22 protein-coding genes are annotated in these 21,296 nt (G+C 37.6%); 11 read left to right on the top strand and 11 right to left on the bottom strand.

Going from position 1 to position 21,296, the window contains the following annotated elements:
• The first annotated feature begins 424 nt into the window (after nt 1–424).
• Together CD31_RS03825 and CD31_RS03830 are read left to right on the top strand one after the other, a co-directional pair.
• Nucleotides 425–1,744 carry a hemolysin family protein gene (locus tag CD31_RS03825; RefSeq protein ID WP_016992129.1) on the top strand — a complete coding sequence of 440 codons (1,320 nt, stop codon included), beginning with the start codon at nt 425–427 and terminating at the stop codon, nt 1,742–1,744.
• Between the two features lie 190 nt (nt 1,745–1,934).
• Nucleotides 1,935–2,810: a cation diffusion facilitator family transporter gene (locus CD31_RS03830; RefSeq protein WP_036075881.1), complete on the top strand. Its 876-nt coding sequence runs from the start codon at nt 1,935–1,937 to the stop codon at nt 2,808–2,810.
• Between the two features lie 44 nt (nt 2,811–2,854).
• Here CD31_RS03830 and CD31_RS03835 read toward each other — a convergent pair whose 3' ends face one another.
• Together CD31_RS03835 and CD31_RS03840 are read right to left on the bottom strand one after the other, a co-directional pair.
• Nucleotides 2,855–3,592, bottom strand: coding sequence for an effector binding domain-containing protein (locus CD31_RS03835; RefSeq protein ID WP_036075882.1), 738 nt, complete (start codon nt 3,590–3,592; stop codon nt 2,855–2,857).
• A gap of 65 nt (nt 3,593–3,657) precedes the next feature.
• Nucleotides 3,658–4,584, bottom strand: a complete 927-nt coding sequence (locus tag CD31_RS03840) for a helix-turn-helix transcriptional regulator (RefSeq protein ID WP_036075883.1) — start codon at nt 4,582–4,584, stop codon at nt 3,658–3,660.
• A gap of 556 nt (nt 4,585–5,140) precedes the next feature.
• On the opposite strand from CD31_RS03840, the gene CD31_RS03845 reads away from it, so the two are divergent.
• Entirely contained in the window at nt 5,141–6,262 is a 1,122-nt protein-coding gene (locus CD31_RS03845; protein WP_016992132.1) for a response regulator, read from the top strand.
• Nucleotides 6,263–6,310: 48 nt separating this feature from the next.
• Here the strand turns inward: CD31_RS03845 and CD31_RS03850 are convergent, their stop codons facing one another.
• Together CD31_RS03850 and CD31_RS03855 are read right to left on the bottom strand one after the other, a co-directional pair.
• Nucleotides 6,311–6,958, bottom strand: a complete 648-nt coding sequence (locus tag CD31_RS03850; RefSeq protein WP_016992133.1) for a response regulator — start codon at nt 6,956–6,958, stop codon at nt 6,311–6,313.
• 12 nt (nt 6,959–6,970) lie between these two features.
• Nucleotides 6,971–8,086: a GAF domain-containing sensor histidine kinase gene (locus CD31_RS03855; RefSeq protein ID WP_036075884.1), complete on the bottom strand. Its 1,116-nt coding sequence runs from the start codon at nt 8,084–8,086 to the stop codon at nt 6,971–6,973.
• A 188-nt stretch (nt 8,087–8,274) separates the two neighbouring features.
• On the opposite strand from CD31_RS03855, the gene CD31_RS03860 reads away from it, so the two are divergent.
• Both CD31_RS03860 and CD31_RS03865 read left to right on the top strand, forming a co-directional pair.
• Entirely contained in the window at nt 8,275–8,700 is a 426-nt protein-coding gene (locus CD31_RS03860; protein ID WP_036075885.1) for a disulfide formation protein C, read from the top strand.
• Nucleotides 8,701–8,754: 54 nt separating this feature from the next.
• Nucleotides 8,755–9,594 carry an RluA family pseudouridine synthase gene (locus CD31_RS03865; RefSeq protein WP_016992135.1) on the top strand — a complete coding sequence of 280 codons (840 nt, stop codon included), beginning with the start codon at nt 8,755–8,757 and terminating at the stop codon, nt 9,592–9,594.
• A 42-nt stretch (nt 9,595–9,636) separates the two neighbouring features.
• Here CD31_RS03865 and CD31_RS03870 read toward each other — a convergent pair whose 3' ends face one another.
• The gene (locus CD31_RS03870; RefSeq protein WP_016992136.1) at nt 9,637–10,467 is read right to left on the bottom strand and encodes an aldo/keto reductase; all 831 of its coding nucleotides are present in this window, start codon (nt 10,465–10,467) and stop codon (nt 9,637–9,639) included.
• Between the two features lie 77 nt (nt 10,468–10,544).
• A complete protein-coding gene (locus CD31_RS23475; RefSeq protein ID WP_004230831.1) occupies nt 10,545–10,715 on the bottom strand; it encodes a hypothetical protein in 171 nt (56 codons plus the stop codon).
• Nucleotides 10,716–11,106: 391 nt separating this feature from the next.
• Between CD31_RS23475 and CD31_RS03875 the strand changes: the two genes are divergently transcribed.
• Nucleotides 11,107–11,952: a VOC family protein gene (locus CD31_RS03875; protein WP_036075886.1), complete on the top strand. Its 846-nt coding sequence runs from the start codon at nt 11,107–11,109 to the stop codon at nt 11,950–11,952.
• A gap of 36 nt (nt 11,953–11,988) precedes the next feature.
• Here the strand turns inward: CD31_RS03875 and trmL are convergent, their stop codons facing one another.
• Both trmL and queG read right to left on the bottom strand, forming a co-directional pair.
• Nucleotides 11,989–12,462, bottom strand: coding sequence for a tRNA (uridine(34)/cytosine(34)/5-carboxymethylaminomethyluridine(34)-2'-O)-methyltransferase TrmL (trmL, locus tag CD31_RS03880; RefSeq protein ID WP_016993721.1), 474 nt, complete (start codon nt 12,460–12,462; stop codon nt 11,989–11,991).
• A gap of 156 nt (nt 12,463–12,618) precedes the next feature.
• Nucleotides 12,619–13,749 (bottom strand): tRNA epoxyqueuosine(34) reductase QueG, encoded by a 1,131-nt coding sequence (gene queG / locus CD31_RS03885; protein WP_036075888.1) that lies wholly within the window; start codon nt 13,747–13,749, stop codon nt 12,619–12,621.
• Between the two features lie 59 nt (nt 13,750–13,808).
• On the opposite strand from queG, the gene CD31_RS03890 reads away from it, so the two are divergent.
• The 3 genes from CD31_RS03890 to CD31_RS03900 all read left to right on the top strand — a co-directional run bounded on the left by CD31_RS03890 (nt 13,809) and on the right by CD31_RS03900 (nt 16,906).
• Nucleotides 13,809–14,498 carry a B3/B4 domain-containing protein gene (locus CD31_RS03890; RefSeq protein WP_036075890.1) on the top strand — a complete coding sequence of 230 codons (690 nt, stop codon included), beginning with the start codon at nt 13,809–13,811 and terminating at the stop codon, nt 14,496–14,498.
• 15 nt (nt 14,499–14,513) lie between these two features.
• Nucleotides 14,514–15,023, top strand: coding sequence for a hypothetical protein (locus CD31_RS03895; RefSeq protein ID WP_036075892.1), 510 nt, complete (start codon nt 14,514–14,516; stop codon nt 15,021–15,023).
• A gap of 296 nt (nt 15,024–15,319) precedes the next feature.
• Nucleotides 15,320–16,906, top strand: a complete 1,587-nt coding sequence (locus CD31_RS03900) for a catalase (protein ID WP_036075893.1) — start codon at nt 15,320–15,322, stop codon at nt 16,904–16,906.
• 357 nt (nt 16,907–17,263) lie between these two features.
• Here the strand turns inward: CD31_RS03900 and CD31_RS03905 are convergent, their stop codons facing one another.
• Nucleotides 17,264–17,665 (bottom strand): cytidine deaminase, encoded by a 402-nt coding sequence (locus CD31_RS03905; protein WP_036075894.1) that lies wholly within the window; start codon nt 17,663–17,665, stop codon nt 17,264–17,266.
• 15 nt (nt 17,666–17,680) lie between these two features.
• Entirely contained in the window at nt 17,681–18,589 is a 909-nt protein-coding gene (locus tag CD31_RS03910) for a S66 peptidase family protein (protein ID WP_036075895.1), read from the bottom strand.
• Nucleotides 18,590–18,710: 121 nt separating this feature from the next.
• Here CD31_RS03910 and CD31_RS03915 point away from each other — a divergent pair, with 121 nt between their 5' ends.
• The gene (locus CD31_RS03915) at nt 18,711–19,610 is read left to right on the top strand and encodes a DMT family transporter (RefSeq protein WP_036075896.1); all 900 of its coding nucleotides are present in this window, start codon (nt 18,711–18,713) and stop codon (nt 19,608–19,610) included.
• Nucleotides 19,611–19,630: 20 nt separating this feature from the next.
• On the opposite strand, the gene nagB is transcribed toward CD31_RS03915, so the two are convergent.
• Nucleotides 19,631–20,344, bottom strand: coding sequence for a glucosamine-6-phosphate deaminase (gene nagB / locus CD31_RS03920; protein ID WP_016992094.1), 714 nt, complete (start codon nt 20,342–20,344; stop codon nt 19,631–19,633).
• A gap of 186 nt (nt 20,345–20,530) precedes the next feature.
• On the opposite strand from nagB, the gene CD31_RS03925 reads away from it, so the two are divergent.
• Complete coding sequence (locus tag CD31_RS03925; protein WP_016992093.1) at nt 20,531–21,277, top strand: arylamine N-acetyltransferase family protein; 747 nt, start codon at nt 20,531–20,533, stop codon at nt 21,275–21,277.
• The last annotated feature ends 19 nt before the right edge of the window (nt 21,278–21,296 follow it).

Here is a 21,296-nt window from a genome sequence, read left to right on the forward strand (position 1 = left end):
GTAAACGTTTAGAAAGGGGGAGTCTCAATGAGCATTTGAGACTCCCCCTTTACTATAAAAAATAATTCATTTAAAAAAATCCGCAAGCTAAAGCACTCTTGAGATTTTTGACGTGTCGTATTATATGAGATGCAAAATGCTTCTTTCCCTAAACAAACTATCTTTGATCTTTTTAAAGTTAGCATATAGTACTGGTAAATACAATCTTTTGGTAGTTGAATCTAGCGACTTTTTTCGCAAATGCCTCTTAATAAACAAACGAAAAAATCGTTGTCAATATTTGTGTTTTTCTTTTAAATAATTTATGATTGAAACATCCAACAATTTTTTAAATCATAGGAGGTGTACACTTTGTTTACTTCCCTCATTCGGGCGGGAACAAAGGAATTATTTGGACGGAGACATATTGGAGATAACCATTAGGTTGGCGGCATTCGCCCTACTAATTATAATGACTGGATTTTTCGTTGCAACTGAATTTGCAATCGTAAAAGTGAGATCTACCCGCATTGATCAATTGCTCGCGGAAGGGCATAAAAAAGCGAAAAATGCAAAACGTGTTGTTTCAGATTTAGATGAGTACTTATCTGCCTGTCAGCTAGGTATTACCATCACTGCACTTGGTTTAGGTTGGTTAGGTGAACCTACATTTGAAATCATTTTGCACCCAGTGTTTGAATTTCTAAATTTGAATGGTAGTATTACATCTATCCTTTCATTCATACTTGCATTCTCAATCGTTACGTTTATGCATGTTGTTATTGGGGAATTGGCGCCAAAAACATTAGCCATCCAAAAAGCAGAATTTGTCACATTAAACTTTTCTGGCCCATTAATTATCTTCCACAATATTACGTATCCTATCATTAAGTTATTAAACGGCTCTGCCCGTGGTTTAACAGGTCTTTTCGGCTTAAAAATGATGTCAGAATCAGAAGTAGCTCACACAGAGGAAGAGTTGCGTATGATTTTGTCGGATAGTTTAAAAGGTGGAGAAATTAATAACTCAGAATATGAATATGTTAACAGTATTTTCGAGTTCTCAGATCGTCTTGCAAAAGAAATTATGGTTCCTCGAACTGAAATTGTCGGCATTGAAAAAGAGCTAACGATTAAAGAAGTTTTTGATTTAATGGGTGTTGAGCAATATACTCGTTATCCAATTCTGGATGGAGATAAAGATCATATTATTGGCTTAGTTAACATGAAGCATTTATTAACCGCTTACATTAAAGATTCTAAAAATGGTGATAAGCCAGTTATTGATTATATGCAACCTATTATTCGAGTGATGGAAACAACGCAAATTAACGATCTATTACTAAAAATTCAACGTGAGCGTATTCATATGGCCATTTTAATGGATGAATATGGCGGAACATCTGGTTTAGTGACGATTGAAGATATTATTGAGGAAATTGTCGGCGATATTCAAGATGAATTTGATGAAGACGAAATCCCGGAAGTACAAGAAATTGCAGAAAATCATTTTATTTTAGATGCGAAGATGCTTCTTGAAAATGTAAATGATATGCTTGGTACTGACATAGAAGATGATGATATTGATACTATCGGTGGTTGGTTCATGACGAAGCGTTTTGATGCGGTCGAAGGAGACAGTATTCAAGAGCAAGGTTTTGAATTTATCGCAAAAGAATTAGATGGTCACCATATTTTATACTTAGAAGTTCTGAAATTACCTAACAGTGATTTATCAAATGAATATGACGCAGTCATTGATTAAAATTGAATTGAATTGCCATACTCGTCGTGGTACTATTAGAAGCACGCTTGTAATCTAGGCTATAAATATGGTCTTTTCTTCACACCTTATAGAGGTGGGAGCAACGTCCGTAATAAATAGATGAAAACGACTCCCTTTTTAAAAGGGGGTCGTTTTCTAATGTCCGAAAGTTTTGCGAGGAGGAAACAAAATGGAGCTCTATACAAATTTACGTCAAGGGGAAAAAGGTGCATGGCTATCCATTGGTACATATCTAATCCTAAGCTCTGCTAAGCTAACAATAGGCTACATTGGTACATCTGAGGCACTGAAGGCAGATGGTTTAAACAACACCACTGATATCATTGCATCCATCGCGGTACTGATTGGTTTACGTATTGCCCAAAGACCACCTGATTCCAATCACCAATACGGACATTTACGTGCTGAGACTGTTGCTTCTTTAGTAGCATCGTTCATTATGCTTGTTGTTGGTCTCCAAGTATTAGTTAGTTCACTAAAAAGCTTGTGGGAGCCCACTGGTACAACACCTTCACTGTTAACGGCCTATGTAGCAATAGGTAGTGCAGTTGTGATGTATGTGGTTTACCGCTATAATTTAGCACTATCTAAAAAAATAAAAAGTGCCGCTGTTAAAGCAGCTGCCTTTGACAATCGCTCTGATGCACTTGTCAGTATAGGTACAGCCATTGGTATTTTTGGAGCCATTTTCGGCTTTCCGATCATTGATTCACTTACAGCTCTCATTGTTGCCTTTTTAATTATTAAAACAGCAGTAGAAATTTTTTGGGAAGCTGTTCAAAGTCTTACAGATGCATTTGATATTGATGAAGTTGAAACGTTATCGGTGTTAATCCGTAACGTGGACGGAGTGATAGAGCTTTTAGATTTTAAAGGACGTGCACATGGCAATATGTACTTCATCGACGTAACCGTTACAGTGGATCCTTATTTAAATGTCTTTGAAAGTCATCGCATAACCGAAGAAATCGAACATACCATTATGCGTGAAAATCGCTTTTGTCAGGTTCTTGTGCATATTGAGCCACATATAATTTCTCAATAAAACGAAGATAAGTCTCCTACCAATTGAATGGTAAGAGACTTTTTTTATTTAATAGCTATATAAATATCCACTTGCGATTCATGTGGATTAGCGCATCGTTCATCATACAGTTCAAAGTCGCCTGTATATGTTCGTTCAACTTTAGATTTTGCAAACCATGCCCAAATCTCTTGCCAGGTTTGGATGACAACTTCAGGCATCGTGCCTTTATCTGATGTAAATACTAGATACTTAGCTGCTGGAATCATTTTAACTACTAAATCAGTTGGAATGTCATCATTATTTACCTCTACTCCTAGTGTAAGAGTATAATTACCATTCACATCCGTCTCATAGTCTGAATACAAACCAAAGACATGACCATTTTTTCGTTCGGCTATTTGGCCCGCAATATTTTGCTGATAAAAGTGATCCCATAATTGTGGAATTTTAGCATGCTCTGTTATTTCATTTGCATTACTTGTTTGAGTTGAAATACCTACGATGTTAAATGCGGTTAATTCAACTACTTTTGGTTCCTTCCCCTCACTTTTTCTCCATCGCTTCAAACTTGGTAAAAAGGAAGTCAGCATATTACGTGCTTCGTTTTCCGGCATACCACCGTCCTTAAGATGTGGTACACAAATTTCGATCATTTCTTCTACTGTTAACTGGGGTTGTTTAAACTTGCCTCCCTCGTAACAATATATACAATACTCCAGACTTTTGTCTCCTTCTTTTTCAGTACCCAATAACGCCTCTTCTACTAAAGGCATACCACAGCTTTGACAATAGCTTTGCATCGTCATTCCACCTTTCACTTTATTTGTACTTACTATAGCAAAGGAAACCTGACAACTGTCTGTCATCAATTATCTAGATTTTTATATAATTGAACAATTTCTAAAGCTCGATTTTGGATTATATCTCTTATATAAGGTGGTTCCATAATTTTAATGCGATGCCCAAAGCTTAACAAGAAGCCATAAAGCCATTCATCTTCGGGTATAGATATATAAATCATGGATCGTTCATGGTCTATATGCTCTGCACCAAAGGATTCCTCCACCAATGTTGTAATGTCTTTATCAAAAGAAATGACTAAATCGACTACGTTTTGCGGTTGATGCCATTCTTTACCCCAAGGGAGTTCACTTAAATTCACTTCCTTACGCTCAAAGGTCGAATCAACTTGAAGCAAATGTTTCATTCTCGCAAGCTTAAATAAACGAAAGTCCTTTCTTAATGTACAATAGCCATACAAATACCATATCTTCCCTTTTTGAACAATTGTATGTGGTTCGACTATTCTGCTTGTTTGCTCACCATAAGTAGTAGAATAATGAAACCTTATACAACGCTTACTCTGTATTGCTGTCTTGAGCGTCGTAATATGCTCTTTAAAGAGAGCGTTTGGTCCCCATGGACTAAGATCCACGAATAGATGGTCCATCGATTGTTTTACATGATCATCCGCAATACTCGTTATTTTCTCAAGCACTGCTTCAGCGTGGGAATCTTCATAGGTAGTCAAAGCACTTTTAATCGCGATAGAAAGTGATGTGAGCTCATCCTTCGTCAACACTTGTTTATCAACACGATAGCCATCGATTAAACTAATGCCACCGTTTACGCCTTGCTGACTAATAACAGGTACACCAGCACAGCTCAGTGTTTCAATATCTCGATAAATTGTACGAATTGACACATTAAATAGCTCTGCTAATTCTTGTGCCTTAACTTTTTTTCGGTTGATTAAAATCATTGTCATTGTGAGAAGACGCTCTAATTTCATGGTAAAATCTCCTTTCATGCTATCCCATTATTCCTATATATACCTTCTATTTTAATTAACAACCTATCTTTTTAAGTATTTTTTAAGTACTTTTTGAGTATTTTTTAAGACAAATGTACTATAATAACGCCTAATTATTGTTACAACAATTATACTATTTTAACAATAAAAGAAAAAACAAGGCTTTTACTCCTATGCATCTTATATTCCCAATACTATGTTGTTTCATTTTTGTATAAGAATAGTTTGATTTTAACGCCTAAACAATTATTTCAATTCTCTTAACACAACATAAAAAACTTTTATCTTCTATATAATGAACGGCGAACTTTCTTTGAATGGATTTGACAAGATATGACAACACATATCAGGATTCATTGACTCTCACCCGTGAAAGAACTACCACATAAATTGCTTTTTTCTAGTATCAAATTTTTAATAGAAAAGTTGAGTGATTTTCACTTTTCTTGCCCTTCACTATATATAGGAAGCCTCTTCACCCAAAATGAACTAGAGTTTAATGTTTTTAATTTAATTGTATAAAGGAGAGTTTGATGTGATTCGAGCCGTTTTAATAGACAATGAACCTTTAGCTTTACACTATTTTCAAAATAAACTACATGCCTTTCAACAAATACAGGTGATTCAAACCTTTACAAGCGTAGAAGTATTTCTGAATGAACTGCCATCTATGGAGTTTGAGGCTATCTTTTTAGAGGTAAAACTTCAAGAATTATCAGGACTTGAGGTTGCTGATATTATCAAAACCGAGCGTCCACAAGTCAGTGTTATTTTCATTACCGCCTATCATGAATTTGCATTACAAGCCTATGAAATTGGCAGTCTCGACTATGTATTAAAGCCTATTAGTCATGCACGTTTAGAAAAAACAGTAGCACGTATTGAGCATGAATTTTCTATTCAGCAAATGCTTCAACAGGCTTCACAAACTGTATTAAATGTCCAATGCTTCAATCAATTTGCCGTCTATAGTAACAATAGTTTAGTGGCGTTTAAAACAGAAAAGACGAAAGAATTGTTTGCTTATTTTATTTTGCATCCAAATATACCAATTCATCGAGATTATTTAATTGAAATTCTATGGCCAGATTTAGATTATGTACGAGCCAAATCAAATCTTCATACAGCTCTATCTTATTTAAGGAAAACGCTAAATACAATTGGCTATGAAAATTGTATTGTCTTTTCAAATAAATACTATATCTTCGAAAAGCCAAATATTGTATGTGATTTATACGACTTTCAAAAACTTCATGAAGATTTTTCACGACTCGAAATCCCCTCTATTTCTTTGATTAATCAATGTCTTTCTATTTATAAGAATGGCTTATTTGTTTTTGATGATTATGAATGGGCAACTGCCTATAAAGATAAATTAATGAAATCATACATAGAGCTATTAGAAAAAGGGTTTCAAACAACGATTTTTTCAGATACGGAAAGAGCTATGGAATTTTTACATGCATTAATAGAATATGATCCCTATAATGAACAAAAGCTTGAGCACTATTTATATACGTTAATACAGGCAGGACTTCATGAACAGGCGCTCAAAATTTTCCAAACATATAAGCAAAAACTAGAGGAAGATTTAGCACTATCACCAAGCTCTACATTATTAGAGATATCCAAAAAATTATTTGCTCAACATAAATAATGTAAAAAACGGCGAGTGCTACTATGTGAGTAGAAGCTCGCCGTTTTTTTACATACCGCTACCCTCAGTTAGCCCGTGCTTAACAGCATACAGCGCTGCCTGGGTACGGTCTTGGACTTGTAGCTTTGTAAAAATATTCGAAATATGGGTTTTCACCGTTTTTTCTGTGACAAAGAGTGAGGATGCAATTTCCCGATTACTCTTTCCTTTTGTAAGCTCTGCTAGCACATCCTGCTCACGAGGTGTCAGCGGATTTAATAAATGAGGTGCATTCTGTGACTCCTGGCGATCCATTTCAAGCGTTGTCGTTGCTTCAGGATGCAAGGTGTTTTCGCCACGCATAATACGACGAATGGATAAAACCAATTCATCTGGCTCAATATCTTTTAACTGATAGCCTGCCGCTCCTGCCTCCATAGCTGGAATCACATGATCTCGATCAGAAAAGCTAGTAAGCATTAAAATTTCTATTTGCGGAAACTTCGCTTTGATGCGTCTCGTCGCCTGTATGCCATCCATTTCAGGCATTACTAAATCCATTAAGATAATATCTGGTTGGATGCTTTCAGCTAGTGCTACAGCCTCGTGCCCATTTTTTGCCTCTCCAACAACTTCAATATCCTTTTGTGTCTTTAAGAAAAACAGTAGTCCTCTACGCACCACGTGATGATCGTCTGCAATTAATACACGTATCATGTCCTCTCCCCCTTAATATGGCAAGCGGATTAGCAACTCCGTACCTTTACCAATTTCACTTACCCAGTCGGCAGTTCCACCCACTGATTTTGCACGATCCTTAATAGATTGTAAGCCCATTGAAAGCAACTTTGTATTGTTGTCAATGACAAAGCCTCGTCCCTCATCACGAATAACCAACAAAATATCTGTCGATGTAACAGTAATATACAATGCTGCCTCTAATACACCTGCATGGCGACGTACATTATTTAACGCCTCTTGAGCTACGCGAAATAATGTTTCTTCAATACGTGAGGGAAATTGCAATACGCCTGAAACTGTTACATGTAGTTTTAAGCCAAGCATTTCGGCATAAACTTTAATGGCCTCAAGCAAACCATTTTCTAACCCTTTAGGCCGCAATTGCCAAATTAGCGCACGCATCTCTGTAAGTGCGTCTTGTGTTAAATGCTGAATCTCTTTAAACGTTTCTTTCACTTCACAATCATCCGTCATTTCAATACCAGCTCTGGCAGTTAACGTAACTGAGAATAGTAGTTGATTGACTGAATCGTGTAAATCACGAGCTAGACGATTACGCTCCTTCACAAGTGCCATTTCCTGCTCCTGTTTTGTCAGTAAAATTCGCTTAATAGCTGAACCCATCTGAAAGGCAACTGATTCTAATAAAGCAAGCTCCTCCTCTGAAAAGCGCACTGTATCCTTAGATGCGACATTTAATACCCCAAAACGTTCTTGTCCAGATTGAAGAGGTACTGTCGCATGATGTGTGATTCCTTCATGATCCCCAACATTAGCGGCTATGGCACTTTCGATACGCTGACACTCGATAATATTGGAGGCTTTTTTTAGCTCTTCATTACGATAACGCGATACACACCAACAACCACCCTTTTTTAAATAATGGCAATTGTTATATTCCAATGCCTCTGGTAAATTTTCATGGACAACAAGTTCTGAGCGCCCCTTTGCATCAATAAAAAAAATCCAGCCTGTTTCAAAATTTGTGCCATTTAAAAATTTGATGAGTGCACCCTTTAGCATTGTGACAATTTCAGTTTCTTCATTTAATAGTTCAGCAATTTCTTTTAAAATACTGATATTGGAATGCTCATTCTCCCTCACGAAAACACCTCTTCTTTAGCATTACTATTGTTAATGATACCATTAAGCTATTGAAGGCGTCTGCTTCCACCGTTCATACTTTAGACTGAAATTCATCGCATACCTTATTTTGTGTAAGTTGATTTACATATAAAACTAGAACCACTATAATCGAACAAGGACATGGTTTTATGAAGGGAAGATTGGAAATGTCTAAAAAAGAGGAAAATGGCTTATTATTTATTTGGATTGTTTCTGCTATAGCAACATTAGGTTCATTATATTTTTCTGAAATTCGTCTTTATGAACCTTGTAAATTATGTTGGATTCAACGTATTTTTATGTATCCAATTGTTATTATGACGACAGTAGCATTTATTCAAAAAAATGCGCGTATTGCTGTCACAACAGCTGTCTTTTCTGTGATTGGCGGCTGTATTTCACTTTACCATTATGGAATTCAAAAGCTTAGCTTTTTAGCTGAAAATGCCCCTTCCTGTGGCGCAGTTTCCTGTACAGGACAATACATTAACTGGTTAGGCTTTATTACTATTCCGTTTTTAGCATTAACTGCATTTATTTTAATCGCAGGGGCAAGCTTTTATTTAATAAAAGCTGCTAAAGCTGCAAAATAATCGAAAGACCGTGTTCTACCTTTGGAATACGGTTTTTTCTACGGAGGAAGATCTATGTTTCATTATGAAATCGCTGAAGATAACTTAAGTGTGGAAGAATTGCTACGTAACCAATGGCGACTTGGTAAAAAGCTCGTACATGAATTGCGTATGGCCAAAGCCATCACATTGGCAAATGATGAGCTGATTCAATGGAATACACCTTTACAAGCTGGAACAATAATCAAATTTACGTTTCCTGTTCCAACATCTAGCTACAAACCAACACCTGTATGTGCTATTGATGTAGTCTATGAGGACGACCATTGTTTAATCGTATCAAAGCCAAAAGGTATGGCAACACATCCTAATGATGCTCGAGATACACATACATGTATGAACCATGTCATGGCACATATCAAAGAACAAGGTGGCATTTATGCTGAACATGTTCATCGTCTTGATAAAGGGACACAGGGCTTATTGCTAGTAGCAAAGCACCCTTTAGCAAAGTCCATTTTCGATCGAATGATTGAGGAAAAAACCATTATTCGTACGTATGCAGCAGAGGTGCAAGGTAATTTACGAACGTCTTCTGGAACGATTGCTGAACCAATTGGCAAAGACCGACACCATGCCACAAGACGTGTTGTGTCCAAAACTGGACAGCATGCTGTAACACACTATGAAGTGGTGGCGCGTTACAAAAATTCCTGTGTTGTTCATCTCATACTTGAGACTGGGCGAACACATCAGATTCGTGTGCATTTAGCCTATATCGGCCATCCAATTATTGGGGATACAATGTATGGTGCACGAGAAACTGCAAGTGATGACTACGAACTGCATGCCATTCAATTAGAATTTGACCATCCATTTTTAAATAAACGTATTATCGTCAAGGACGAGCAATAAGAAAAATCCCGCCTCTATTGGAGAGCGGGATTTAATCATTTTTTAAAAATCAAATTTAAAATGATCAGGATCTTGTCCAAATCGTTGGTTACGATTTAATGTTGCCATTTTCTTCATTTGTTCTTGTGTTAATTCAAAATCAAAAATTTGTGCATTTTCCTCAATTCGGCTCGGTGTTACAGATTTTGGAATAACGAGTGTATCATTTTGTAAATGCCAACGCAGTACTACTTGAGCAGGGGTTTTATTGATTTCTTTCCCAATTTCAATAATAGTAGGATCGGCAAGTACGCCACCACGCCCTAGTGGAGACCATGCAGTAACAGCAATTTGGTGTTCACTACAAAATTCGCTTAATGGCTGCTGCTGTAAATAGGGATGTATCTCCACTTGATTGACCATTGGCGCAGTATTTGCCTTTGCCAATATTTTTTCTAAATGATGCTCATGATGATTCGATACTCCTGTTGCGCGAATTAACTTTTCATCGTAAAGGCGTTCAATAGCTCGATATGTTTCTTCAAATGTTTCAGGGACAGCCCAATGAGTTAAATATAAATCTAAGTAATCCATATTTAAATTCTTTAGCGAAACCTCAAAGGCACGTAATGTTGCATCATATCCTTGGTCATTATTCCATACTTTTGTTGTAACAAAAATATCTTCACGACGAATGCCTGAATGCCGAATAGCTTCTCCTACTTCTACCTCATTACCATATAAGGAAGCTGTATCAATAGCTCGATAACCGTATTGAAGAGCTTTATCAATAGCCTGTAATGTTTCCTCACGTTCTGTCATTTTGTAAACACCTAAGCCAAAACGAGGCATTTCTACACCATTTGATAATGTTTTCGTTGATTGTAAATTCAAAAAGCACAACCCCTTTCTTTTCCTAGTACCATTATACAAAAAATTGGATTTAAGAAAAATAAAGCGGCTAGTTAATACTATTTTTTCTTCTGTTCAACATCTTCCAATTGAATTGGATCAGCGATGCGCTCATCCTCTGCAAGCTCTAGCCCATCACGTAAATGCTCCATCTGCTTGCCCAAATCTTTTAATTCCTTCATATCTCTCACCATTGTCCCATTTTCAATATTTGGCACCTTTTTTTCCATACTGATCACCTCACTTTTAGTTTTCCCGATATCAAGCTGTTTGAACCATTTCTGACATATTTTATTCTGCTATGTCGTTTCATTTTTTATGTAGATAGGCTATACTAAAAAGAGATTTCTTTATAACATGAGGAGGGTTACTTCCATGAAATTATTATTAATCATTGGTGTAACAGTTGCTTTCTTAACAGCTATTTTCACTGCTGGATACGAAGGCGACTACAAAGCTGACAAATAATATCTCAAGAAAATCACTAAGCTTTTAGAAAAGCTTAGTGATTTTCTTTTTTTGTGGAACAATAGAAATACTTGACTTTCCTTTATTTTTAAAATAAACTAACTTACATAAAGTAACTTAATGAAAAAAGATAACTATCTGGAGGAATTCTAAATGCATTTTCATGAAAAACCTAACACGTATGTAACGAATGTTGAGATTAAAGTGAGTGATTTACAACGCTCTCTAACCTTTTATCAAGAAATTATTGGCTTTAACGTGTTACACCAAGATTCACATAAAGCTATGTTAACTGCCGATGGTGAAACAGCTCTATTAACTATTGTTCAGCCTAAAACCGTGGAAGATAAGCTTAGCATGACGACAGGACTTTATCATTTCGCCCTATTATTACCTAGTCGACGTGACTTAGCTAATGTCATTTCTCATTTTCAAGAAAAAGGTGTGTACCTTGGGGCTTCTGACCATGCTGTAAGTGAAGCACTCTATTTAAATGATCCTGATCATAATGGAATCGAGATTTATGCCGATCGTCCTGAAAGTGAATGGGCATGGCATAACAATCAGGTGCATATGGTGACAGAACCACTCAATATTCGTTCTATTTTAGAAGAGGGAGATGGAAACTGGCTTGGTCTACCTGCTGGCACAGTAATGGGCCATATTCATTTATCGGTCTCTAACTTGGCTGAAGCAGAGCAATTTTATACAAAGGGATTAGGATATGATATTGTCACACGCTACGGGTCCCAAGCATTATTTATTTCTACAGGCCGTTACCATCATCATATCGGTTTAAATACTTGGCACTCAGAGAATGCACCAAGGCTTGGAAAAAATCAAGTTGGCTTAAAAACGTTCTCATTGCGTTTAGATAACGAAGAACAAGCGGCAACGATGAAAAATAATCTTCGTGGTATAGGCGCACCAGTTACAGAAATCATCGGAGGGTTTCAAACAGAGGATCCTGCGGGGAATGTTGTGTTATTAAAGTTTTAGTATAAAAAAGCAGTTCTCTCAGCGGAGAACTGCTTTTTAATGTAAACCTGGATATCCTTGTTGACGTAATGCCTCATAAATAACAATCGCAGCCGTATTGGACAGATTAAGTGAACGCACATGATCACTTTGTGGAATACGTAAACACATATCTCGGCGTTCATAAGCAAAGTCCTTCGGCAGACCCGTAGTTTCTTTTCCAAACATAAAATAAATATCACGATCTTGATCACTAAAATCATTTTTCGTAAATGGCTCATCACTGTATGTTTCGATTAAATAAACATCTCCATTTTTAGAGTACGCTATAAAATCCTCAAGTGAATCATGATAGACAATATTTACACTATGCCAATAATCTAAGCCCGCCCGTTTCAGCATTTTATCATCCGTTGAAAAACCTAGCGGACGAATTAAATGGAGCGATGTATTAGTACCCGCACAGGTACGGGCAATATTCCCCGTATTAGCTGGTATTTCTGGTTGATATAAAACGATATGCAATGGCATAACGACACACTTCCCTTATTAAAAAATTCTTTAAGTTGGCTCTTTAAAAAGTTAACGAAGGCTTATTCTTTTGGAGCGGCTCCGCTCTCAATCAAGGAACTCCAAGCAATTGATTTCATCCCTTCATTAGTTAGTCATTTGCTTCTACATCCAATGTTACTTAAAAAACTGCAAACCTTTATAAATTTCACTTAGCACTTCTTCGTCCTGCTCTGTAGCTTCTGCTTCATGTAAGGCAGTTTGTGCTGTATCCCCGCCAATCTTACCTAAAGCCCATGCTGCTGTGCCTCGAATGACAGGACGGTCATCTTTATGAAGTAGAGCAATCAAATCTGGTATGGCGGCTTCCTCTTTAAAATGAGCTAGTGCCAAGATGGCATTACGCTGAATAGGCTTTTTCCCACGCCATGAGCCTGAAACATGTCCAAACTTTGCCTTAAATTCTCGATTAGAAATCGTTAAAAGCGGTGTCAATAATGGTTTGGCTAGCTCTGGATCTGGCACAAATTCTTCATGTATCCAATTAATTTTTCCTTTATTTTTAGGACATACTGTCTGGCATGTATCACAGCCATAGAGTCGATTACCGATATGACTACGAAACTCATCTGGTAATGTTCCCTTCGTTTGAGTTAGAAAAGCAATACAGCGCTGTGCATCCAATTGTCCACCTTGAATTAATGCTCCTGTTGGACAAACATCCAAGCACAGGCGACAATCTCCACATTCATCCTCCATTGGCTTATCTGGCGCAAATGGAATATTTGTAATAAGCTCTCCTAAATACACATAGGAACCAAATTCAGGCGTTATAATTGAGCAATTTTTTCCGCTCCACCCAATGCCTGCTCGTTCAGCTACCGCACGATCTACCAGTGCTCCTGTATCAACCATTGATTCAATACGTACACCTTCGACTTGTTTCTCAAGCCAAGCAGATAATAGCTTTAATCGCTCACGTAATGCTGTATGATAATCGACACCCCATGAAGCACGGCAGAAAATTCCACGTCGCGCACCCTTTTTACCAATTGGTGCATTTTGCATACGTGAAGGGTAAGCAACAGCTATTGCTATAATGCTCTCTGCTTCATCTAGTAATTGAAGGGGTTCTGTACGCTTTTCAATATCACTTTCTTCAAATCCTGATTGATAGCCGAGCTCCTGCTGGCGACGCAATCTGTTTTTTAATTCTGTAAAGGGAGCTGCAGTTGTAAAACCTATTTTATCAACACCAATGGACATCGCATATGCCACAAAATCACGTTGTAGGTCGTGTATGTTCATTTTATTTCCAACTCCTTACATGGTACAATATTAGAAATAGATAAAGTAGGTGATGTTCATTGGAAATTTCCATTAACCAAACTCTATTAACGCAACATCCCGAGCTAAAAATCGGCATTATTCATTATACCAAAATTGTTGTAGCGGAATCCCCTCAAATGATTAAAGGGCGTATGCAATTGTATCAAGAAAATCTCTTTCTTGAAATGCAAGAACTTCCTGTCACACAGCGTGAGGGTATTGCGGAATGGCGCCAAGTCTGGAAAAAGCTTGGTGCTGATCCAAATCGTTATCGCCACTCTGCAGAAAGCTTAATGCGTCGAATTAGTAAGCAAAACTATTTAACACCAATTCATTCGGGTGTTGATTTAAATAATTTCTTTTCTCTTCAATATGAAATGCCTATTGGGCTATATGATGTCGCTCAAATCAAAGGTTTTGTAGAAATTGATCTTGGTCATGACGAAATTGGTTATGAAGGTTTGAATGGGCGCTTTAACACATTAGCAAATATTCTCTACAGTCGTGATAAGGTAGGAGCATTTGGCTCACCATTTGTTGATTCTAAACGCACAGCTGTCACAGAGGAAACAACTGATGCGTTACATATTTTTTATTTCCGCCCTTCCTTTACAAATGACAAAGCGAACGAACTGCTTGCGTCAGCTGGGAAAATGTTTAATCAAATTCATGGCGGACATTATCAAATAGCCCTTTTATCAAATGATGTACCATCTATAACACTATAAAAAGGACGTGTTTTCGTGATTAATCTTGCAGAAGCTGTTAAACTAAAAAGTATTTTAGGAAAGAAAACTCAGGAGCTAGTAAGCGAACTACATCGTAGCGCCTTTGTAACAGTTGAAAAGGGACAAGCTCCTAAAACAAGTAATCGAGCACTCTCCCTTATTGAAGCTGACTTAGCACAAGTTCGTCTAGATACTCGTACATTAGACCGCCTCGTTTACGAAGCAAACATCCAAAACACAGTAGACTTTAAAGGGCAAAAGCTAGCACTAGTAGAAGCCATCGAACTAGCAACACAACTCCGTGCCGAGGCTGATTTGTGTAAAGATTTCAGTATGCGAGAAAAAGAGAGTGTAAGATTTGGCTATGGCGAAAATACAATGTTATATGAAATCGCTTTGTATGAGCCAGATGAATACCGAGAACGAGCAACGCAACTCGAAAAGGATGCACATAAACTATCCAATCTTATCAATTCAAAAAATTACAGTATTCAAATTAATTTTGACGATTCCCGCTATTTCTAGACTCGGGGCGGTGAGACTCCAAACCGAGTTGGATGTGCTGTTTTCAAATCTAGCTTTTTTAGCTAATTAGTTAAAAACCAATAACAAGTTACCTGTTACTGTATGACCGATGACTAATGACCAACTATAAGCAATGGCCATACTCAAAACAACTTGATTCCATTTGAAAACGCCATCCAAGGCTCTCCTACATTTATGTATGGAGAGCTTTTTTATTTACTCAAAGAATAATTTGGATGACTAGTTTGCCCCATTCAAGGACAAAATGGAAGTATCTATAGGAAAGGGGTCATACTATGACACAGCAAAATGATTCAACACATGAGCAAGATATGACATTGACCAATCGACAGGGACATCCCATTACAAACAATCAAAATTTAAGAACAGTTGGTAATCGCGGTCCTGCAACACTTGAAAATTATGATTTTCTAGAGAAGATGAGCCACTTTGACAGAGAGAGAGTTCCAGAACGGGTTGTGCATGCTCGTGGTGCTGGAGCACATGGGTATTTTGAATCCTATGGTGTTGTTGGCAAAGAACCCATTTCTAAATATACACGCGCAAAAGTCTTTCAGGAAAAAGGGAAGAAAACGCCTGTCTTTGTGCGCTTTTCAACTGTTATCCATGGTGGTCACTCTCCAGAAACATTACGTGATCCCCGTGGTTTTGCAGTAAAGTTTTATACAGAGGATGGCAACTGGGATTTGGTGGGCAATAATTTAAAAATTTTCTTTATCCGCGATGCGCTGAAATTTCCAGACATGATTCATGCTTTTAAGCCTGATCCCATTACTAATATTCAAAACGTTGAACGTTTCTTTGATTTTTGTGCTAGCTCACCAGAAACCTTCCATATGGTAACATTCGTGTACTCTCCATGGGGAATTCCTGCAAATTATCGTATGATGCAGGGTTCTGGGGTTAATACGTACAAGTGGGTGAATAGTGAAGGCAAGGCAGTCCTTGTCAAATATCATTGGGAACCGCTTCAAGGAATTAAAAATTTAACACAAAAAGAAGCAGAAGAAATCCAACAGAAGAATTTCAATCATGCTACACAAGATTTATATGATGCCATCGAACGTAAAGACTTTCCTGAATGGGAGCTACATGTTCAAATTATGGAGGATGGTCCACACCCTGAGCTTGATTTTGATCCATTGGATGATACAAAGCTTTGGCCTAACGATCAATTCCCATGGTATCCAGTGGGCAAAATGGTATTAAACAAAAACCCTGAAGATTATTTTGCTGAGGTAGAACAGGCTACTTTCGGCACAGGGGTACTTGTCGATGGTTTAGACTTCTCTGATGATAAAATGTTGCAAGGTCGTACTTTCTCTTATTCAGATACACAACGCCATCGTGTAGGTGCCAACTACTTACAGCTTCCAATTAATGCACCGAAAAAACGTGTAGCAACCAATCAACATGGCGGGCAGATGATGTATAAGCGTGATTTGGCACCTGGCCAAAATCCACATATTAATTATGAGCCATCCATGCTGAATGGATTAAAGGAAGCAACGCAGGCTGGTAAAGAATATACACCATTTGTTGAAGGAAACCTTGTTCGTGAATCGATTGATCGTCAAAGTAATACCAAACAGGCTGGTGAAACTTATCGTAACTTTGAACAGTGGGAGCGCGATGAACTTCTTGAAAATTTAATACGTGATCTATCGGTCTGTCATGAGGACATTCAAAACGCCATGATTGCTTTAGCAGAAGAAGCCGATGAAGAATATGGTCGCTTACTGAAGGAAGGTTTGCACAACGCTCAAAAAGACTCCTCGGCATCAAAACCACTTGGCAATATCAATGGTGATCAAGCACCTCAAGATGCAGTGAAGAAAGGACACGATGCCGAGCCTTATTAACGAAGCTAAAAAAGATGATCCAGGGGGCATCCCTGAGCCGCTTCACTCATTTCCGTTCGCTCCAGGGTCTCACCTGCGACGCTAAATCTCCTAGGAGTGACGCTGGCTCCGCTCCAATCAACCATTCTGCAAAGGTCTTTACTTTTTCATAGATCAAATAGCCCATTATCTGTATTTAGACCTCTCGTGGGATATGAGACAGGCGAGCCTCTAAACGGAGCGATAGCGGAGGAAGCAGCTCGGCGCTCACACAGGAAAGCAAGTAGTCTGCAATTGAAATCCATTTCTACCTTTCAATTGACTGTTTTGTTTTTCAACACTAAGAAAAGACATTACATTTTTTGTAATGTCTTTTGTTTATTGTTCATAAGCCTTATACCAATGATAAGGTTGAATTTCCTTTAATGATTTAAATACCAATTCACCATCTGCATTCGTAATCGCCGCCTTTACATTCTCTCCCCAATAGAAAAGTCTTTCTTGGCAGACTCCACAGGGTGTCAGCACTACAAATTTAGATGTTTCGTCTTCCCTAGCAACACAAATCGAATGCGTAACCTTTGTATTCAATTTATGTGCCTCTAGGATGGCACCTGTTTCCATACATAATTCAGTAGCAGCATTCATGACCTCTGGTGCGACACTTGTTAAAATTTGCCTATCTGCGGTATATAAAGCTGCGGCTCCTCCCCATCCAGAGGGGTATCTTTTTTCTGCTAATGCTACCGCTGCTTCATAAAGTTTTCTTTCTATATTCATCTTACTTACGTCTTCTTATTCCTCATGCACGCCTGGTAATAGCCTCAACATCTTTTCCTGTGCATCTAAAATAGCCTCTGTTCCTAATGGAATGGCAATATTCGTTGTTTCATGTCCAATTTTAAATCCTGCCACGACTGGAATCCCTAAATCTGCAAAATACTCCTTCATTAACGAATGAAGTGCCGCTTCATCAGATCCTGTCTGTGTAAATGAACCAATGACGACTCCTGCTAATTGCTCAAGTTTCCTTGCTTGTTTTAAATGCTGAAGCATCGAATCAATAACTGGAATTGTTTCATTTACATCCTCTATTAATAAAATCCTGCCTTCAGTCCTCACTTCAAATTTGGTACCAAGTGTGCTGACAAGACGATAGAGATTTCCTCCAATTACTTCACCACGTGCGATACCTCCAGCAATCGTTGTTAACGGAGAAATCGCCTCTGTATACTGAATTTCCATCGGAGAGAATAGCTGTAAAAACATTTTCTTTGATAAATCATCCATCTTATTAGCTGACATAAGCATTGGCCCATGAAATGTTACCATATTGGCATATTCATTAATCGCACAATGTAAATATGTAACATCAGAAAAGCCCCAGAAAATTTTAGGATTTTCTTCTATTAAGGCATAATCAATTTTTTCAGCTAATCTGGCAGAGCCATAGCCTCCCTTTACACAAAAAATGGCTTTGACTTCTGGGTTTTTTACCATCTCATGAAAATCAGCTAATCTGATTTCATCACTCCCTGCTAAATATTCATGTTTTGCATGAATCGTTTCACCCACAATATAGCGAAGTCCCAATTCGTCTAAAAAGGCTACTGCTTCTCCTAGTTTTTCAGGCTCAACAAGACTTGAAAGCGCAACAACACCAACTAAATCTCCCTCTTGTAAACATGGTACGGTACTTTTCACAGTTATTCCTCCTCTTGTTTTCCTTATTTTAGCATAGCAAAACTTTAGAGGCATTGATTATTACTATGCTAGATGCCTATAATTAACCTTAATATTCGAACAATAAAGGAGTTATCGCATCATGAAAATTCCACCATTTATATTATTAGTACTGGCAACTCTTTTATGGGGTGGTAATTTTGTTATTGGACGTGCCGTTAGTGGAGCTATCCCTCCCCTAACACTGGCCTTTTTACGCTGGTGTGTCGCATTTATTATCTTTTTTCCCATTGCATTCCGCCAATTAAAGCGCGAATGGCCGATACTAAAAAATCATTGGTTCATTGTTATCATTCTATCGTTAACAGGTGTTACAGCATTTAACACACTTGTTTACATTGGATTGCATTACACAACATCCATTAATGCATCGTTGATGAACTCTTCTACGCCCATAATGATTTACATACTTTCCTTTATTTTTTTAAAGGAAAAACTATCAAAATATCAGTTAATAGGGACTGTTCTATCACTGAGTGGAGTTGCCTTTATTATAATGGGTGGCTCTTTTACAAGGATTGTCAATTTTACTTTCAACAAAGGGGACTTAATTGTAATCGCAGCGGTATTTTGTTGGAGCGTGTATTCATTGCTCATTAAACTGTATGCAACTCGATTACCAGGGCAGTCTACCTTTCTAGTGACGATTGGAATTGGAGCTACTGTGTTATTCCCTTTTTCTCTCTATGAAACACTGTCTAGTACAACAGCAATTCATTGGGAATGGGCAACCATTGCTGCTATTTTATATGTTGGTATTTTTGCCTCTATCATTGCTTTTCTCTGCTGGAACAGTGGTGTTATACAGCTTGGAGCGAACAAGGCAAGTATTTATTTAAATTTCATTCCTGTTTTCTCCTCCATTTTTGCCGTCCTTTTTCTTGATGAGAAATTGCATTCATTTCAGCTTATAGGTGGACTAGCGGTTGTTGCAGGAGTTATTCTATCAGGAAAAACAAATAAGCAAAGACTTCAATCCTAAGAAGTCTTCGCGTATTTTTCCTAATTCGTACCGCCATAAATTATTGTAACATTAGGATGGTTTAATAATTGGCTAGCTGGAAATTCTTCTGTAATATGACCACTTTTCAATTTTTCAATCGCTGGGAGTTTTTTTTCACCAAAGGCAATGAGGATGATTTCCTTTGCCTTCATTATGGATTGAATGCCCATTGTAATCGCATGTGTTGGTACTTCAGATGGATCATCAAAGTAAATAGCATTTTCTGTTCTTGTGGACTCTGTTAACTCCACGATATTCGTCTTGGAATCAAACGATGTGCCTGGTTCATTAAAAGCGATGTGTCCATTTACACCAATGCCAAGAAGCTGTAAATCAATGCCTCCTGCTTCTTCAATGCGCTTATCATATGCAGCACATTCTTCTGCTAAATTGGCTGCCTTCCCATTTGGCAAATGGATATTTTCCGGCTGTATATCCACAAAATTAAATAAATTCTCATGCATAAATGTAAAGTAGCTTGCTGGACTTGTTTGCTCAAGACCTACATACTCATCCAAGTTAAAGGTTTGTACTTTTTTAAAAGATAAATGGCCAGCCTGATGTCGAGCCACTAATTTCTTATACATACCTACAGGTGATCCACCAGTTGCTAAACCTAAAACACTATCAGGTTTCTCTTGTATTTGTTTGGAGAAAATAGTAGCTGCCACTTCACTAAGTTCCTCGTATGTATTCACTTCTATCCATTTCATTCTTTATACGATACCTACCTTACTATCAATATTATTAACTAATATGTATAATATTTCACTTTATAGTAGCTAATATATTAATCTTACTAGTTATTTATCTATTTTTCTATCATTTCCTACTTCATTTTATGCGTGTAATCCTAGACTATTTCGGTTATGTTATTAATAAGGAAGTGAGGCGATTGTATGAATGAACAGATTCAGCACTATTTACAGCATATTCAATTTCAAGGAACGTTAGAGCCATCTATACAGCTACTTGGACAATTACAAACTAAACATCTATTAAACATTCCCTATGAAAATTTAGATGTTGCCTTGAACCGTGGGATCTCCTTCGCTATTCCTGATTTATTTCAAAAAATAATTATTGATAAACGTGGTGGCAATTGTTTTGAACTAAATATCTTATTCAGCTGGCTCTTACGGGAGCTTGGCTTTTCTGTCACCAATCGCTATGCTCAGTTTTGGCGCAACATAACGGAAAATACTCCTCCAGAGGAAATCCCCATGCATCAATTATTGTTAGTGAATGATGGGGGTCAATTCTATATCTCGGATGTAGGTGTCGGTGCCTTAGCGCCCTGTAAACCAGTGCCACTAATTGCTGGCCATCAACATCGTGAAGGTAAAGAATTATATAAAATAGATTATGATGAAGCGAATGGTTGGATGCTGTTGGAACAAGCTAAACATAGTTGGCGATTGCTTTATAGTTTTCACGATAATGCCAATGATGCAAAATTTGCACCGCGACTTTCCAAGCAAATAAATAAAATTGCTATGATTCGAACCACTCGTGGTCGTCATACCATGATGAACAACGAATTTAGAATTTATGAAGGTCAATCCTTAACTACCTATACAACAAACACTGAGAAGGAATGGCTGCAAGCTCTACAGCGTTTTTTTCATATCTCATTACAACAATAAAGGAAAGCAAGTCCATCGG

Origin of the sequence: Lysinibacillus boronitolerans JCM 21713 = 10a = NBRC 103108, from assembly GCF_000772935.1 — a bacterium.
Lineage (GTDB): Bacteria > Bacillota > Bacilli > Bacillales_A > Planococcaceae > Lysinibacillus > Lysinibacillus boronitolerans.